Consider the following 17,303-nt stretch of genomic DNA (forward strand, 5'->3'; position numbering starts at 1 on the left):
CACTACACACCATGATTCCGAAGTGATACTAAATGTTTCATCGGTACGAGGGCACTCCACTCCATAGTTCATCATTGCAAAAGGTGCTGTAACAGGACTCTTTAATCTCCTGTGCCGGCACCTTTTTTTGCGTTTAATGATTTCATTCATTCGTTTTTTTGGATCTCATTCTGGAGCCCGTTCCATACTTCAGGGGAACAGAAATACAATGCCTTTAATCAGGAAAACCGTTAAAACTGCAATGACCATCACCTTGCTAATCGCTCGAAGTTTCTTCACAAATAAGTCTAATCTGGAATGGTTCACACTAAATAGAGACTCACCTATCGCAATTAACGTAACCGTTGCAGCACAGATGAGGAAATATACAAAAATATGAAGCTTGCCTGTTGCCATCAGAAGAACACTAAGTAAAAAAAATGCTACCAATTGGATTCGATAAAAAGCCCGCCGCATATAACCTCCCCCTTTTATAATACATACGTTCTAAACACGGGGGGGTTGTAATTAATTCCTCTTTTTGAGTTTTCAGGAAAACATACTTCTCTTTTCAGGTTTCTACTTGTTCTAACAGTGCTTTCAGTTTAGCATTACGGCTTTCCAGGAATGCCTGCATGTATCTTTGTAGAATAAGCCGTTCTACCGCCCATCCGAGAAATCTCATTGGAGCTTCAAAGCGCAGTGTATCTCTCATGCAAGTCTCATGTTCTCCACACACGCTGAAATGATGCTCATGTCGCATGCTCTTGAATGCACCTCTCTCCATCTGATCGACAAACAAGTAAGGTCGCTCATAAGCTGTGATGCGTGACGTCAACCTTTGTCTTATTCCAAAATGTGTGGCCTCAAAAGTTACCGTATCATCAGATCCAATTCGGCCAGTGGTTACTCCAGCAATGGCTCGTTCTCGCGTATGTTTCCACACCGTCTGTGTATGGATATCAATATCACGGGCCATATCAAAGCAACGCTCAATCGGAGCATGTATGATGGTTAATGTGGTTACCTCGATCATCAGCTTCTCTCCGTCCTATTGGAATTTATTGCAACACAGCTAGCGATGCCTGGATACTTTGCTCAATAAACGAACGTTCGGGTCCAGACTTCATTAACACCGTTATTCCAATCATAGAAACAAGCAAAGATTGTGCTACAAGTCCAGTATGTATACCTCCCCTTATTTCTCCACTTTGTTGGCCTTTTTCGAGTGCCTCTCTGAAAATAACCGCTAAATACATCTGATGCTCTCGTGATAACACGGCAAATTTCGGATCATGAGGAGCCAGTTCAACCATCGTGTTAATACAGAAACACCCGTGACTGGCATTACCTGTGCCCCCCTCTGTTGCTATACGCTCAAAAACAGCGCGAAAAGCTTCTTTAACGGACTCTCCCTGACCAAGCATTGCTCTAATCTGTGCAGCATGAGCGGTCGTATATCTACGAAGAACATGTTCAAATAACTCCCTTTTATCTCCAAAAGCCGCATACAAGCTGGGCCGCTGAATCCCCATTGCTGTCGTTAAATCCGTTAGTGACGTCGCCTCGAACCCTTTAACCCAGAATACATGCATGGCCGCATCAAGCGCCTGGTCTGTATTGAACTCTCGCTTCCTAACCATAACACCGCCCCTTTATTTATCGAACAGTACAATAATATTTTAACTCAACCGATTAAAAAGTCAAAATAAGTGTAACTCATATCACTCTCCTCTTCTCCGGAAGAAAACCGTGTTAAAGCTGAATTATCTAATTTCTCATATCCTATTCCCCGATAAACCTTAGATCCATTTTTTAAAGCTGCAATCCCCATTGACATTCATGCCAAAAAAATATATCTTTAATTCCGATAATAATATACTGATCAGTACAAATAAATTCTAATACGAAAGGAATACGATATGAATGCAAAGTTCTTTACAAAATCCAAAAGTATACACTTCAACAAACCAGAGCATGACCAGTGCACTGGCTTGGGTGTTTGCGATTTGTAGCGGTCTATCCGTAGCGAACATCTATTATGCGCAGCCTTTGCTGGATTCCATCGCTCTCGAGTTTGATCTATCTAATGCAACTATTGGTTTAGTGATTACAGTTACTCAGATTTGTTATGCACTTGGTCTGTTACTACTTGTTCCACTTGGAGACCTTGTCAACCGCCGAAAACTGATCATAATTCAGATGTTATTTTCGGCACTGGCATTAATCGTTGTAGGTAATTCTACTACCCAACCGATTCTGTTCTTCGCTATTGCGATGGTTGGCTTATTAGCTGTTATCACACAAACCTTCGTTGCTTATGCAGCTCATTTGTCCGTCGAATCCGAACGAGGCAGCATCGTAGGCCGGGTAACCAGCGGTATCGTAATTGGCATTTTACTTGCACGAACGGTAGCCGGTGTAATGAACGACTGGCTTGGTTGGAGGTCAGTATATTTGTTATCTGCCGGTCTCACATTGATAAGTGTATTTGTTTTGATTCGTATGCTTCCTCAACGATCATTCACAAAAACAAATCTGAACTATCTCCAATTGATTGGCTCCACCCTGCGACTATATGGAGAGTTACGTGTGCTTCGAATTCGCGGAATCCTTGCCATGTTGATATTTATGGCGTTCAGCATTCTGTGGACGGCCGTAGTATTACCACTCAGTGCGTCCCCAATATCGTTATCTCATTCTTTAATTGGCGCCTTTGGTTTTGCAGGCATTGCCGGAGCACTCGCTGCCACCAAAGCGGGTAAACAAGCCGATCGTGGTTTTGGACAGAAAACAACCGGTATTTCCCTTAGTATTTTAGTGTTATCCTGGATTCCGATTGCATTGTTACATACTTCTTTATGGTTTCTGGTTGTAGGTGTAATTCTGCTCGATCTTGCGGTGCAGGCTGTACATGTGACCAACCAAAGTTTGATTTATCACGTCCGCCCGGAAGCGCAAAGCCGATTAACTGCGTCATATATGGTCTTCTATTCCATTGGCAGTGCCGTTGGTTCTATTACTTCTACACAAGTATATGCCTGGTCCGGCTGGAAGGGAGTATGCTGCTTAGGGGCAGGTGTCAGTACCACAGCATTGCTGGTATGGGTCGTGGATCGTCTGTCTGTTCGGTTGGCTGCATCCAAGCGCGAAGCTTAACTTCTTGGCAAATTTCCTACTAAAAAAACGAGCTTCTCGTCCAAGGACAAGAGGCTCGTTTCAACTGTCTACTTTTTCGTAACTCAAATTAGCAATTCATGAATGGAGAGTGTGCGCTCTTTCGACAGATCGCGGTATTCTTCCGATTCCACTTTAATCAGCGGTTTGAAAATATCGGACGTATTGTTCATGACAATAACACCCTTTTCACCATTGCTAAGAAGTACTTGTTTTCCAATAAAGTTAGGCAAAAGATGCTGCATTAACGCCTGAACTGGTTTCTCACTTAATTTACCAAATCCCATGCCATAGATATCTCTAAGATTGTTGATAAGGTTCGGGTTGCTGACTCCATGATCTCCGGATCGCATGCCGATGTATATGTCAGCTACGGATACAATTTGAGTATATGGATGAATTTCACCTTTTCCCAGCTGCATTGGATACCCCGAGCCATCTTCCCGTTCATGATGCTGTAATGCTACCAGAGCAGTTGCCTCATCTGTCATCGAGTTTTTAATGATCTCATGTCCGTAGATGGTATGACGCTGCAGTTCGAGCTGTTCTTGCGCGGTCAAAGGCTCTGTTTTGTTCCGAATCCGGAGCGGAACTTTACATTTTCCGATATCGTGCAGGTAGCCCCCGCGGCTAATCTTGTAACATTCTTCCTGAGAATACCCCAGCCAGCTCGCGATATAAAAAGATAACAGACCTACCTGAATCGAATGGGTGTAGTTGTTAACGTCATCCCGTTCCAGCATCATCAGAAGATGTACAACATCCTTTTGCTCATCAAGTCCATCCACCATGGGCTGCAAAGCATCATCCACCATCGTAGCATTAAACTTGCCTACAGTAAGTGCTTCCAGAAATGCATTTTGATAATTATGTACAGTCTGAAGGAATTGAGACTTCATTTCTTCTTCAGGAGGTTGTTCAATACTGTTTGTGCTGCTAATGCTACTCGACTCCGAAGCACGTTTCATTGACGCTGCAAAAAATTCTGCTTCGGTAATTCCTTCATCACGCAATTCAATATCTACGTAATCTACCCGATGCTGCATAAGCAAGGTTATATCCTCGCTTCGAATGACAGTCCCCTTTCCGAGAATGTGCAGTCCTGCATCACTAAACGTGTCCGCTGTCAGGCGGTCCCCTTCGTGCAGGTTCATAATATGGATTCTCAATCGGAACTCCCCCTGAACAAATGTTTATAGTTAACAGCACCCGGACAATCGGGGCCAAGACATACCTATACTTCTTATATCGTTTGGATCTCACATTTTTTGTATAGTCCAAACGACCTTAATCGTATAGACAAAAATGAACATCTAAGACTTTATCCTCATATAAAAGACGCAAGTCCTCCTGGTTTCAATTCAAAAAGGAAGCCCTGACATACGTCTGGACCTCCTCACTCTTCATGAATATCTTCTTTCAATACATCCTAATATATTCAGATAATTTTCTTTTACTCAGAATTTTTTAACTAGAGCTTAATGGATTCCAGACTTGCACCCTTAACGAAAAAACGTTCAATGCCCTTCTCCACAGACGCATCAGGGATCAATGGCGGAGCCTGATGCGGTTTCACCCGTGCATCGATAATGATCTGATCACAGCCCCAGTGCTTGTGAGTATAACTGCTGTTCACTCCGTACATGTCATGCGACGGGTTGCTACGCGTAAACGTAGCCCATAAGAAGTTGCTGAGATTTGCACTCAGGAAGGAGCTGTCGTCACACACAATTATCATCGGACAAGCTTCAAGCCCCCCGCGCTGTTGTAGAGCATCCGTAAAATCTTTCATCTCGCTTGCTGTATCTGCATAACTGTTGAAAGGAGATGTCTGAATAGAAACCATACCCGGCATGATCAGTTGCGGATTCTCATAACCACGAATATTCTTCAACGATTCCGGCACTTCCTTACACAGTTCACGAATCTTGTCACCATATGCTGCCATGACTACCTTACTGCCACTGTTCAGCCCCGTACCAGAGTAGTCGAGTGTATCAATGGTGGTATGTGTATAAAAATGAATATCCCGTTGCAGATCCATACGCTCCAGAATATAGGTCAGAAATTCAACTTCTTGATGTGTATCCAGTGGCTGCTGATCTTCGGCTGTAATGAACAGGTATTTCGCCAAGCTGAGTTGTCCGGTACCCAAAATACGATTGGCAATGGTCAATAGCTCGGTTGGTTGTTTCACATCTGTGTAAGGTGTGTAACGCTCACTGCCAATGGCAAACAACAAAGGATGAACCCCGGCAGCATCCACAGCGTGCACTTCTTTTACACCAGGAATCTCCTGTTTGATGGCATCACCCGTAATTTCATGAATTAGATCACCAAAAGCGGTGTCCTCTTGCGGCGGTCGCCCTACCACTGTAAACGGCCAGATGGCGTTAGGTTTGGCATACACTTTATGCACACGCATGAGCGGGAATTCGTGAGTCAGACTGTAATAACCCAAATGGTCGCCGAACGGACCTTCCGGCTTGGTCTCGCCAGGATAGATCTCACCTGTAATGACAAAATCCGCATCATTGCTGATACAGTACCCATCCTTGTAGCTATATCTGACACGACGTCCAGCAAGCAGGCCGGCAAAGGTCATCTCACTTAATCCTTCCGGCAGCGGCATCACTGCAGATAACGTATGTGCTGGAGGACCGCCAATGAAAATGCTGACTTTTAGCGGTTCTCCTTTTTTCACCGCTTTGGCCTGATGAATTCCAATTCCGCGATGAATCTGGTAGTGCAAACCAATCTCCTTATTCATCTCATAGTTGTTACCGCTAAGCTGCACACGATACATACCGAGATTGGAATTCATAATGCCCGGTTTATCCGGATCTTCCGAGTACACTTGCGGCAAGGTTACAAAAGCGCCTCCATCCATTGGCCAGTGTTTGATAAGTGGCAGATCAGAAATCTGAATCTCCTGTGCCGTCACCGGTAGACTGATGGATTTTTGCTTAGGCAATGCCTGCCATGCGGCAAGCCCTGTGTGGATATGCTTTAGTGGTGTCTTGAGCGCCTTCATCGGGTCGTCTCGAACGTCCATAACCCGCTGTACACCTTCCAGTGTTTCACGGAACATGAACTTGCTGCGTTCAACGGTGCCGAATAGATTCGATACGGCTTTGAACCTGGAACCTTTTACATTCTCAAATAACAGCGCCGGGCCCTTGGCCTCATGCACTTTCATGTGAATTGCGGCCATCTCCAGATTCGGATCAACCTCTTCCTTAACCCTGATCAGATGACCGTGCTGCTCCAGATCGTGAATACAATCTTCCATATTGCGGTATTTCATCGGATGGCTCCATTCTGTGTATAATAAAATCGCTAGATTATGTTCAACTATTCACATAGACGTCCGACAAAACTCGCAGAAAGGGTACAGAAATGTGTCACCCGTTTTTTCTACTAAAAAGTTTGCTGGGGCGTCCCTTCTATCTTATCAAATGATCTGCTGCTAAACAAAGCTTTCGTTAAAATTCAAATTATAAGCAGCAACTTGTTGTTCTAAAATGTAAAAACCACCCACCCTCTGTTCAACGATGACGTTAAACGAAAGGCAGGTGCTCCATCTACTTAATGAGTAAAATATAATGAATAACGATTGAAAAGCAGGTTAGATTAATCCGGCTTTCGCCAGCAAACGTTTCACGATGGCTGCCGTCTGTGCGCGGCTAATGTCTGCGTCAGTCATCAGTTTTCCGTCAGTACCTTGTACCAGACCTTGCTTAATCGCTGATGCTACCGGCTCTGCAGCCCACGTTTTCACTGTACTGCCATCACTGTATGAACCAAGTAGATTTGCTGTTTCAGATGCATCTGCTTTGGCCAAGTCTACCAGTTTCATGGCACGGGAAACGATCGTCATCGCTTCGGCGCGAGATATTTCGCTGTTTGGACGGAAGCTGTTATCCGTGTAACCGGAGATCAGTCCGTACGAAACTGCGGTTTGAACTTCATTTTCATACCAGCTGTCTGAGTTCACATCTGTAAATGTCGTCGTTACTGTACTTTCAGGAGAATGCAGACCCAGGCCTCTGAGCAACACAGCAGTGAACTCTGCACGTGTGATGCTGCGATCCGGCGCAAATGTGTTATCTCCTGCACCCTCTACCACCAGACGGGAAGCCAGATCCTCAACATCCGTGCGACTCCAGTGACTGGAAATGTCAGTGAAAGTAGCCGGGTGATAGATCAACGCATACGTGCTGTTTGTCAAACTGTTAATGACTGCGGCATCATTGGTTGTTCCTTTGATCACTTTGGTTGGCACATGCAGCATTGTACCATCCGCTTGAAGTACAACGCCCGTTGTAATCTTGGAGCCATCTGTGTCTTTAGGCAATGCAATCGTACGCTCTACATAAGAATTGAAGCGATTCACATCCACCTGTTGTCCTTGGTAAACGGCTTTGACCTCGAAATCTACCGGAGCGGCAATCACGGTAGTATTGTTCATTTTGCTTGCTGCCGCCTCAATCGCTGCTTTTTTTGTATCATTGCTTGGTGTAATCGCGATTTGGAACTTGACATCTTCCAAAGTCGCTGAGCCGCCAAGCTGTTTTACGACCTGATCTACCTTGATTTGACTGGCTGGAAGGGTATACGTTCCTGTATCCGTTTGGATAACAACCTGTGCATTACTGCCTTCCATCGTCTTCACGAGTCTACCGTTCAATTCACCGACAACTGCGTTGGTCCCCGTGCCTGTAACTGGAAGCAACAGAGTACGAAGTCCGTTCCCCACTTGATTAATCACTTTGTTGTTATCCACTTGAATCGTTGTGGTCACCTTGTTATCAATCGTGGAAGTAGCGGCCGTTGCCGACTGCTCTTGCTTTTGACCGTTTACATAAATGTCTACACCTTTAGTCGCTGCTGGAGTAGACGGTGTGGAAGGTGCAGGAGATGGTGCTGCCGATCCACCACCTGATGAACCCGTTGAAGGTGAACTGGAGTTGCCACCTGAGCTAGCTGCTGTAATAGTGATTGTTCCGCCTGTTAACAGGCCTGGCATTCCAAAGCTTGAGTTTACAAAATGCCAATGTTCTGAATCATCCTGACTTACTTTAAGCTGTTTTTGTCCTAAAGTTGCATTGGCTTTAGCTTTGAATTTGATTGTGAATAAGGTCTGTTCTCCATCAATCAATTGCTGCATCTCTGAAAGATCTGTCCAGATAATTCGTACCCAACCTTCGTCGTTTTTAACGTACGATTGGAAGCCTGCTAAACTATTTTCTTGGGTAGATAATGGGGTGTTAGTGTTAGTGTTAGTGTTAGTGTTAGTGTTAGTGTTAGTGTCGATCGCTCTAGGCGTGATCCCTACGATCTCCAAAGCAGTATTGTCATAGTCAATCTGCATGTTATAGCCCTTAATTGGCAAATCAGTCTCTTTCAGCACAACAGGCACATCAACCGTTTGACCCGCCTGTACACTTTCATTAGCGAATTGAATCTGTGGTGGATGGGCAGGTTCAGCCCCTACCACGCCTGGTAAAACAAGCGAAGATAATAATGTCAACATAATCAGACCTGACATTGTCTTTCTCAATCTTGGACGTTTCCTTTTCGGTTGAAACATGTAATAACCTCCACATTCAAATTCAGTTGTTTGACAAATTCATTTAATAATATAATTAACAGTTATAAATTCGATCATGGTGGAGTCATAGGCTTAATAGCTTCCGTTCCACGTATCACTAATGGTTTCCCTTCAAGTTGATCATTGTAGTAGTTAACTGGAGTTATTTTGAGAACGAGAAACTGACCTGCATCTATATCTCTAATCTTGTATTGCTCGGAAGTCTCTCCCTCAATTAATTCTTCTCCAGTGCCATCGGGATCCGCTGCTGTGTACCACTGATATTTAACTTTAGATTGATATCCATCGACATCCAGGTGGGTATATGTTCCAGTAATGGTCTCTTGGGTTTTCATAGTACCAATTAACTTTCCATTTAACGCATATGGAGCATCATCCACTTGTTGGAATGTTAGCACATGGCTGTTATCCTTCACACCAAGTTTCCCCCTGACATAGCCATCCAGAAAAGCCTCCATGTCGTTTTTCTTATCAGGCACACCATTTCGGTCTATATCGGCCTTATTCATATCCACATTGGAAAAACCTTTGCCAAACTGCATGTTACGAAGGTACTTGAGTAATTCAACTGCATCGGTAGAATCAACTTTACCGTCATTAGTTAAATCCCCTTTTTTACTGATGTGAAGCTCGATAGTGTCTGTAATGATTTCTGATTCCAAATTTGATTCTTCCGATAACTTGTAATGAGCTTTTAATTCAATATTGACAAGGCCTCTGGCATGCGGAGTAACGACCAATTTATAACTAGCATTATCATCATTAATCACGTCCACAGTAGCGATATTTTCATTACTCGAAATGGCACTAATGCTACCATAGTGACTCCAAGGAAAATGAGTGCTCAAATCAATCGTTATTCTATTATCTAATCCAACCAAGATTGGTACAGAATTCTCCATAGGGTTCTTGGATGAAATACTTAACCAAGAGATGCCGCTGTTAAGTACTGGTTCTGAAATTACAAGATTGGATTCTGGTAATGTTGCATTCGCGTGAGGAAGCGAGCCGGCTAAAGGTAAAGCAATACCTAACCCTAGTGCGGCCAACATGCTTTTTTTCATGATTGGCTTTAATTTGTTGTGTTTATTTTTCCCCTTCAATTCATGTTCCTCCTCGTGTTTATCTGTAATTTCGTATAGCTACATACCAAGTATAACGACCTATTCTGAACCGATTCTGAACAGGTCTATTGAACTATTTCCAGTTAAAAATCGACAAAAAAAGCCACGGGATAAGCTCCCATAGCGTTTCAACTATCAAATCATTTCCATTTCCTATTGATTTCTGAAAAAAAATATTTTTCAAAGCTCCACGGGTTTCCATATGTAGCTCATCATAAACATACATGTACCCACTCTTATATACCAACAACAGAATATTCAATCCAATATATTACATGTTATACTTCAGTTCAATACACTAAATTGCACTTCCAGCGAATACCTCAAGTTCCGGATATACTTCCTTCTATGAGCGAAATCAACAAAATTGTTTTTTGTGATAGGTCTTTTAAGTTAATGACTTATAGAAAGGCGGTCATCTTATTAGAAAACGAATTGCATTAATCATTTTCTTCGTTAGTTTTCTTGCGCTGTTCATATTTTATAAATTACCTTATGAAGTTCAGCAAAAATACACAGCTAGTACATTAGATGGAGAAAAAATCGAGATTCAAGTTAAATTGAAAGGTTATCGTCATCTTTTCACACCTACCCATTTTATAGGGAATATGTTTATCAATAATCAGGTGTACGATGTTTTTGAACCTAACAGAACAGACAGTATACTAACAAAGATCAAGAAAAAATGGATTGGAGACATTTCCTTTCCAATTGTCGCAAATAAAAACCGAACTGAATCTGATGATTTTTATATCATTCCATGGACTGATGCAAAATTCAAAAAATTATATTTGATTCATGCTAAAAATAACACTCGCTATTACGCACCAGCAAATAACTCTTCATCTGCTAATCAAGTTTCGAGTGAAATACAGGATTACTTGAAATAAAAAAGTAACAGCATTTTACAGAAACTTTCCTCTTTCGCAAGTAAAATGTATTTATATGAACAGGCCTCCGATGAATGACTCAACCATTTACCGGATGCCCGCTCTGTAAACTTCCCCTTAAATTATCGATTCAATCAAGACAGTCCTACGATTTAAATTCCTTCCACAATCCGCTTCGCGCGAGTACTCACTTCACGATATAACATATCCTCATCTATCGTGAGCAGTTTCCGATCCCGCATCAGAACTTGTCCATCCACGATTGTGGTGTGCACATCCGCTCCATTTACGCTATAGGCCATAAGCGACTCTACATTATGAATGGGCTGGAGGTGTGGTTTTGCAAGGTCAATCAGAATGAGATCAGCTTTGTACCCAGGTGCAAGCATCCCCACTTCATTCTGTAGCGACAGTAGTTTTGCACTTCCACGGGATGCCATATGGAGTGCCTGATGCGCGGCTAGACGGGTCGGATCGCCGTAGTCCAGCTTTTGCAGCCAACATGCGGCCTTAATCTCCTCAAACATATCCACCGTTGTTGCACTCCCTGCCCCATCCGTGCCGATTCCTATTGTGATCCCCTCAGCGATCATCGCCTCAACCGGAGCAATCCCACATCCCAGTTTCAAGTTACTGACCGGATTATGAGCTACACCACCGCGCATGCCCTTCAATCTGCTAATGTCTCTTGGAGTTAAATGAACAGCGTGAGCCAGCAGCACATGCGCCCGCTCAAACATCCCAGCTTCCTCCAAATATTCGGTTGGAGTCATACCATAACCGCTACGAATCTTCTCAACTTCCTCCTTCGTTTCCGCCAGATGGATGTGCAATGGAATATCATCCTGAACGGCCATTGCAACCACTTCACGCAGTGGTTCCATCGGACAAGTATAGGGGGAGTGTGGTCCGTACATCGTTGTGATTCGTCCGTTCGCTTTGCCGGACCAGCGCTGCACCAAATCAATCGCTTCCTGCAGTCTGTGTCCTCCATCATCCTCCATAAAAACCATACCGCGTGTTAGCGATGCACGTATGCCTGTCTCCGTGACCGCTTCCGCAATCTCATTCATATGAATATACATATCGGCAAAAGCCGTCGTTCCTGAACGAATCATCTCCGCGATAGACAATTGGGCTCCCCAATAAATATCTTCGGGTGTCATTCGGGCTTCGGCAGGCAACATCTTACGTTCCAGCCAGTCCATCAGCTTCAGATCATCAGAAAAACCTCGAAGCAAGCTCATCGGCGAATGCTGATGGGCATTTACAAGCCCAGGCATAGCCAATTTGTTTCGGCCATCCATTATATCATCCCCGGGTTGAGGCACGATATGGCTGGCGATCTGCACAATCTGATTTCCTTCCATTCGAATATCCCCCGTAAAAGGGACTTCGCCTTCTTGCATCGTTAGAATCATTGCTTGCTGAATTAAAATACTCATCGTATTCACATCTCCTCTGGATTGGATCGTATCTACTCCAAATCCAGCGTAAGGCTTGACGCAACGGCAAGGTCAATCATTTAATCGGGCAATCGCCACTTGGTGGAACGTTTGAATAAATGGCTTGGGATCAATCTCCACCATATAAGGATACACACCCGTGCTGGTATGCAGATAGAAGAATCCGCCTTCCTCCCCCATTCGGCGAAAAGACATATCGAACACTTCTGTAATCAGAAACTCCCTGTACTTGGTCACGATTCGATCCGGATAGAGGGTCATGGTACGGGCATTCATCTCAATCTCCTGCGAAATGGCGGTTACCTCTCGCTGTACTCTGTAATATGGTAATACGGCAATACAGTCCATGTTTTCCCTCCAATCGTACTAGATCCATAATTCCATCATAGCAGATTGGAGCCGGCGGACAAAAATGCCATACACATCGTTTTATACGATCTTTGTTACTACCTTCAACGGCTGGGCAAGTTCTTCCCTGATATCGTGTAGCGAGAAACACTGCTCGACATGATATACACCCGGCTGTTGAGGTTTCGTGTACACTTTTTTTGCCACAGCGACAGCAACATCGGCTGTTACATCAGCTTCCTTCTCGCCAACAACAAGTTGTTGCATACTGATCCATTCTCCGTTTTTCCACCCTGCCGCATCTACCTTCACAGCAAACATCGGTTTGCCACCCGGGATCAAAGCAAATGCTTTTACCGCCATCTCACGAATCCAGCCGAGTCGCAACAGCTTTAATAGTCCTGCTCGTCTGGACATCGAAAGTACTCTGGTGATCCAACGGGAATCTAAACAGAGCCGGGTTGACACAGTGGGGATGCGAAGCGTTCGAGCTACAGCCTGTTGGTCTGAAAAAGGAAATCGATACGCAATGCGCCGTCCCAGTCGCTCACCAAAATCAATCCATTCACCACCGCTCAGACTCTGTACACTAGCTAGCTGTCCTTGCTGCATGACTTCGTAAGCGGTATTCATCTGATCCACTGTCCATTCCACAGCCGCCTTGCCATGTTTCTCCCCAAGACCGAGCATTACCGTGATATTCACCTCAAGCACTTCATGCAGCTCAGTCGCCGCTTCACAAACAAGCAGATTGGTTATGCCGGGCGACAATCCGACACTGAGAATTGCGGTCGAACCAGCAGATTTTATAACAGAATCGAGCCGTTCGACCTGTTTCAAATAATCAACCTTGGCAGAGATATCGATATAATCCACTCTGGCCTTGGCACAACTTTCAACGAAACGGGTATCGTTCTGATCTACACACATGATGACAAGTTTAACGTGCTGCAACGCAGCAGGGTCTACGGGCTTCATAATATCCAGTTGCAGCGGCTTAACTGTTCCACCTGTCTCACGGCTGAATTGTTCGGCTCGTTCCCGGCGTGTACCTGCCGCCCACACTTTGCCGGGAAATACACACGCGAGCTGAGTGCAGATCATCTGTCCAACCTGACCATATCCACCAACAACCCAGATTTGATCTTTCATGTTGCCTTGTTGCATATCAGTCTCTAATTGCATAATATCCCTCCACCCAGAATGCTCCGAAATAACGTGTTATCCGGGAAAAACCACACTCTGTGAGTAAACTCACCAAGGTTTCTGCTGATACAGGATCGGATGTTTGACTGAGAGATGTGGCAAACCGCTCCCATTCCTCGGCAAGTACACCCGCTTGCAACATATGTTTCTTCCACGCCCTCATCATGACCGGATAAGCCGGGGAATGCAGGTCTGCATTGACAGCCGCGATGATTAGAGGCGCGCCGGGTTTGAGCTTTTTGGCAAGATGCATCAGAAAAGACTTTTTTGCTTCCAGTCCCTGAATAAAATGCAGCATCAACATGCTCGTCGCCCCGTCATATACTTGGCCCTCTGGCAATTGTTCGATCGTCACAGGCAGAAGTTTGACCTGATTCATCACACCGACTTCCTCTGCTCTTTTTTCTGCCAACTTCAACATACGCTGAGAGGTATCCATACCTGTCAACTGCCAATCGGGATGTGCCTTCCCCAGCAAAGTGATCTCTTTTCCTCCTCCAGCCCCAGTAATTAGCACACTAATATCGTTGTTATCTGCTATCGATGCTGTAAGAAGCTTATCCATCAGATCATGCATATGAGCGTAACCCGGAATTTTGAGAGTTATAGATTGTTCATATCGATGGATGTCCGCAGTATCCCAGCTCATAGGAGAACGGTCAACTGACTGTTTATAATCAGTGCTTTCATTGCATTTTTCATTGCATGTACCATATATATGATCTGTCATCGCTGCTGCACTCCTCTGAATTTGAAGTTAGACTTGACTCTGTATTCGTCTACTTTCATTATAAAAGGATACATACAGACCACCATCCCATAAGTATGGGATATTGCAAAACACAGGAAGGAGCGAATCCACTTGGCAAGCTTGATCACTCCACAGAATTTACGCCGGATTACTTCTCTTGAAAAAGAAAGCTGGACTTCTCGCACCTATCGGGAGGCTGTTTTAAATCAGATTCAAACGGTCATTGCATATGATGCCTACTGTTTCACTACCGTAGATCCTGCCACTCTTCTTTCTACAGGCGCTGTGACCGAAGATGGCATAGAGGCCATTCATGACCGGTTATTTCTCAATGAATATATGGAAGAGGATCTACATAAATATGCTGATTTGATCCAATCCGGTCAGTATGCTGCAATTTTGCATGCTGCTATTCAATCCAGACCTGATATAAGTTCGCGTTATACGAATATTCTGCTGCCTGCAGGTTTTGGGGATGAGCTTCGGACAGTGTTTGTGAATAATAATGCTTGCTGGGGTTATCTCACGTTATATCGCAAACAAGACAAACCTGCATTTTCAGAAGAAGAACGACTGCTTATGCAGCACTGGACATCTTCAATTGCATTCATGCTGCGAACAACCCGTCTGATGCTGATGGAGGAGCTTAAAGGTGGAAGTCCGCGGGAGCCTGGCATGGTTATTTTACAAACTTCGCTGGAACCCGTCATGCAAAATACAGCCGCACGTTACTGGTTATCCGAGTTACGCCGCTTGGAGCAAGTTGAAGCTGTTGTCCTCCCAAGACCTGTTCGCGCTGTAAGCTCTCATCTACTGCAATCCATACAAATGAAAACAGCATCAGAAATGTCTGCATCGGAAGGTCCTCTGTCGAAAGTATGTGTGCAATTGACGGACGGCCGTTATGTTATGCTTCAAGCCAGTGTGATGGAACAGATAGAGTACTCGGCATTGATCGAGCATGCTGGAAAACCGTTTCAAATCGCCGTTTGGCTGGAGCAGGCTATGCCTCAGGATTTACTTCCGCTCCTGTCCGAGAGTTATGCCTTATCTGCCAGGGAACGTGAATTACTCGCCTATGTACTACGCAGCTTTTCTTCCAAGGAGATTGCAGCAGCCATGCATATTTCAACCTATACCGTTCAGGATCATCTGAAGTCCATCTTTGCCAAAACAAAAGTTTCTTCCCGCCGTGAGTTAATCTGGCATTTCGTTTCCCGTTTTCAGTTATCGGTGGAGCCAGAGATATCAGGACCAGGGGCATAAGTTAAGTTATGTACACACAAAAAAAAGAAGCGTGTCCCTATGGACGCGCTTCTTTTTTGTGTATTTAAACATTATGAATCATTTAATGATTTAAAAACACAACGAAGATCATCACGGCTTCACATACCTTGCAATTCCAATGATCTCTTATCTTATCTACGACTTGGCTGGTTTAGCAGAACGTTTGGCAGCGCCTGAATTTTTTGTATTCTTCGCGCTCTTGCTATTAGAGCCTTTAGTATGATTCGTCTTTTGCGTAGTTATTTCTTCCGTCATTGAAGCCTCCTGCGGATGCTCTACCGGGTAGCATTTGCGGAACAGAAGGGTCTGTAATACCAGGAACGAACCCCCAACGGTCCAATAAAGAGGCATAGCCGCTGGTGCCGATAACGAGAAAAACGCCATCATCAGCGGGGAGATGTATCCCATAATCGCAAATTGTTTACGCTGCTCAGGAGCCATATTCGCTTGAGATACCTTCGCCTGAATCAGATAGATGACCGCTACAACTACAGCCAGTACATAGTCAGGTGCTCCAAGCTTAAACCACAGAAACGAATGTGACGAAAGTTCAGGCGTCAACCGAATCGCTGTGTAAATACCCGATAAAATCGGAAGTTGGATAAGCAATGGAAGACAGCCGATATTAAGCGGATTGAACTTATGCTTTTTGTATAACGCCATCGTCTCTTCAGATTGCTTCTGCCGGTCAGCCGCATCACTCTTACCTTCATATTTTTTCTTGAGCGCATCCAGTTCAGGTTTCATCGCATTCATAATTACACGTGTCCCCTGCTGGGACTTGGCTTGGCGCATCATCAGTGGTAATAAAGCGAGACGAATGACCAGTGTAATGATGATAATCGCTACACCGTAACTCCCATTAAATACACTGGCAATATGCTGAATCAGATACGAGAGTGGAAACACGATGTAATGGTTAAAGAAGCCTGGTGTTGATGAATTAATCTCCGATACATTATTACTGCATCCGGCAAGCAGCATGACCGCGAACAAAATCGCAATCAGGCCATAGATCCGTCCCTTGCCAGATGTAAGAGTGAACCTCTTGTTTGCGTTATTTTCCATATATATCCTCCTCGTTGATTGGTTGATTCCATTCTCAACGAGGAATGACAGTCTGGTTCATCTTCATCCGGTGCTTCTTTTCGTCTGACCATGCGGCTCCAGTTTTCCACTCTGTGCTGTCTGTTTAAGCCTAACGCCGGAAATACGGGTTCAATTCCGCCCCCGGCGCCGCCTTCCATCCAGTACTCCGTCAGGCCACAATGAAGATGTGCAATATAAGCATAACTCACCGTAAAAATCAGGCCAATGGAGAATATATACGGCAATAGCTCATGTAATTCAAACAAGAGATTCACCCCCTTCATACGTTTATTTTTACATTATAGCACTTACATATGACGTTTGCATAAAGGAACTGCTGACAAAATCCAAACTCGGGTCTATTCCGTTCTT

Annotated in this window: 16 protein-coding genes; 2 read left to right on the plus strand and 14 right to left on the minus strand. The window is 44.3% G+C overall.

The window, feature by feature from the left end:
- Positions 1-189: 189 nt before the first annotated feature.
- The 4 genes from ACR8BL_RS03890 to ACR8BL_RS03905 form a co-directional block, all read right to left on the minus strand.
- A complete protein-coding gene (locus ACR8BL_RS03890) occupies positions 190-456 on the minus strand; it encodes a hypothetical protein (protein WP_434751399.1) in 267 nt (88 codons plus the stop codon).
- Between the two features lie 94 nt (positions 457-550).
- A complete protein-coding gene (locus tag ACR8BL_RS03895; RefSeq protein ID WP_434751400.1) occupies positions 551-1,015 on the minus strand; it encodes an SRPBCC family protein in 465 nt (154 codons plus the stop codon).
- 25 nt (positions 1,016-1,040) lie between these two features.
- Positions 1,041-1,622, minus strand: a complete 582-nt coding sequence (locus ACR8BL_RS03900) for a TetR/AcrR family transcriptional regulator (RefSeq protein WP_434751401.1) — start codon at positions 1,620-1,622, stop codon at positions 1,041-1,043.
- A gap of 44 nt (positions 1,623-1,666) precedes the next feature.
- Complete coding sequence (locus ACR8BL_RS03905; protein ID WP_434758322.1) at positions 1,667-1,813, minus strand: hypothetical protein; 147 nt, start codon at positions 1,811-1,813, stop codon at positions 1,667-1,669.
- Positions 1,814-1,905: 92 nt separating this feature from the next.
- On the opposite strand from ACR8BL_RS03905, the gene ACR8BL_RS03910 reads away from it, so the two are divergent.
- Positions 1,906-3,138: an MFS transporter gene (locus ACR8BL_RS03910; RefSeq protein ID WP_434751403.1), complete on the plus strand. Its 1,233-nt coding sequence runs from the start codon at positions 1,906-1,908 to the stop codon at positions 3,136-3,138.
- An 83-nt stretch (positions 3,139-3,221) separates the two neighbouring features.
- Here the strand turns inward: ACR8BL_RS03910 and ACR8BL_RS03915 are convergent, their stop codons facing one another.
- The 8 genes from ACR8BL_RS03915 to ACR8BL_RS03950 form a co-directional block, all read right to left on the minus strand.
- Complete coding sequence (locus ACR8BL_RS03915) at positions 3,222-4,325, minus strand: HD-GYP domain-containing protein (protein ID WP_434751404.1); 1,104 nt, start codon at positions 4,323-4,325, stop codon at positions 3,222-3,224.
- 302 nt (positions 4,326-4,627) lie between these two features.
- Positions 4,628-6,463, minus strand: coding sequence for a UbiD family decarboxylase (locus ACR8BL_RS03920; RefSeq protein WP_434751405.1), 1,836 nt, complete (start codon positions 6,461-6,463; stop codon positions 4,628-4,630).
- 321 nt (positions 6,464-6,784) lie between these two features.
- Positions 6,785-8,749 carry an S-layer homology domain-containing protein gene (locus ACR8BL_RS03925; RefSeq protein WP_434751406.1) on the minus strand — a complete coding sequence of 655 codons (1,965 nt, stop codon included), beginning with the start codon at positions 8,747-8,749 and terminating at the stop codon, positions 6,785-6,787.
- 74 nt (positions 8,750-8,823) lie between these two features.
- On the minus strand, positions 8,824-9,873 hold the full coding sequence (locus ACR8BL_RS03930) for a dockerin type I domain-containing protein (protein WP_434751407.1): 1,050 nt from the start codon (positions 9,871-9,873) through the stop codon (positions 8,824-8,826).
- A 1,063-nt stretch (positions 9,874-10,936) separates the two neighbouring features.
- Entirely contained in the window at positions 10,937-12,229 is a 1,293-nt protein-coding gene (locus ACR8BL_RS03935; RefSeq protein ID WP_434751408.1) for an amidohydrolase, read from the minus strand.
- A gap of 72 nt (positions 12,230-12,301) precedes the next feature.
- Positions 12,302-12,598, minus strand: coding sequence for a hypothetical protein (locus tag ACR8BL_RS03940; RefSeq protein ID WP_434751409.1), 297 nt, complete (start codon positions 12,596-12,598; stop codon positions 12,302-12,304).
- Between the two features lie 81 nt (positions 12,599-12,679).
- The gene (locus tag ACR8BL_RS03945) at positions 12,680-13,783 is read right to left on the minus strand and encodes a saccharopine dehydrogenase family protein (RefSeq protein WP_434751410.1); all 1,104 of its coding nucleotides are present in this window, start codon (positions 13,781-13,783) and stop codon (positions 12,680-12,682) included.
- Positions 13,767-14,534, minus strand: a complete 768-nt coding sequence (locus ACR8BL_RS03950; protein WP_434758323.1) for a class I SAM-dependent methyltransferase — start codon at positions 14,532-14,534, stop codon at positions 13,767-13,769. The genes ACR8BL_RS03945 and ACR8BL_RS03950 overlap by 17 nt, the downstream gene beginning before the upstream one ends.
- 132 nt (positions 14,535-14,666) lie before the next feature.
- Here ACR8BL_RS03950 and ACR8BL_RS03955 point away from each other — a divergent pair, with 132 nt between their 5' ends.
- Positions 14,667-15,821, plus strand: a complete 1,155-nt coding sequence (locus ACR8BL_RS03955) for a helix-turn-helix transcriptional regulator (protein ID WP_434751412.1) — start codon at positions 14,667-14,669, stop codon at positions 15,819-15,821.
- Between the two features lie 156 nt (positions 15,822-15,977).
- On the opposite strand, the gene yidC is transcribed toward ACR8BL_RS03955, so the two are convergent.
- The gene (yidC, locus tag ACR8BL_RS03960) at positions 15,978-16,910 is read right to left on the minus strand and encodes a membrane protein insertase YidC (RefSeq protein WP_434751413.1); all 933 of its coding nucleotides are present in this window, start codon (positions 16,908-16,910) and stop codon (positions 15,978-15,980) included.
- Positions 16,847-17,197: a hypothetical protein gene (locus tag ACR8BL_RS03965; protein WP_434751414.1), complete on the minus strand. Its 351-nt coding sequence runs from the start codon at positions 17,195-17,197 to the stop codon at positions 16,847-16,849. The genes yidC and ACR8BL_RS03965 overlap by 64 nt, the downstream gene beginning before the upstream one ends.
- Between the last annotated feature and the right edge of the window lie 106 nt (positions 17,198-17,303).

The organism is Paenibacillus amylolyticus, assembly GCF_051136285.1.
Classification (GTDB): domain Bacteria; phylum Bacillota; class Bacilli; order Paenibacillales; family Paenibacillaceae; genus Paenibacillus; species Paenibacillus amylolyticus_F.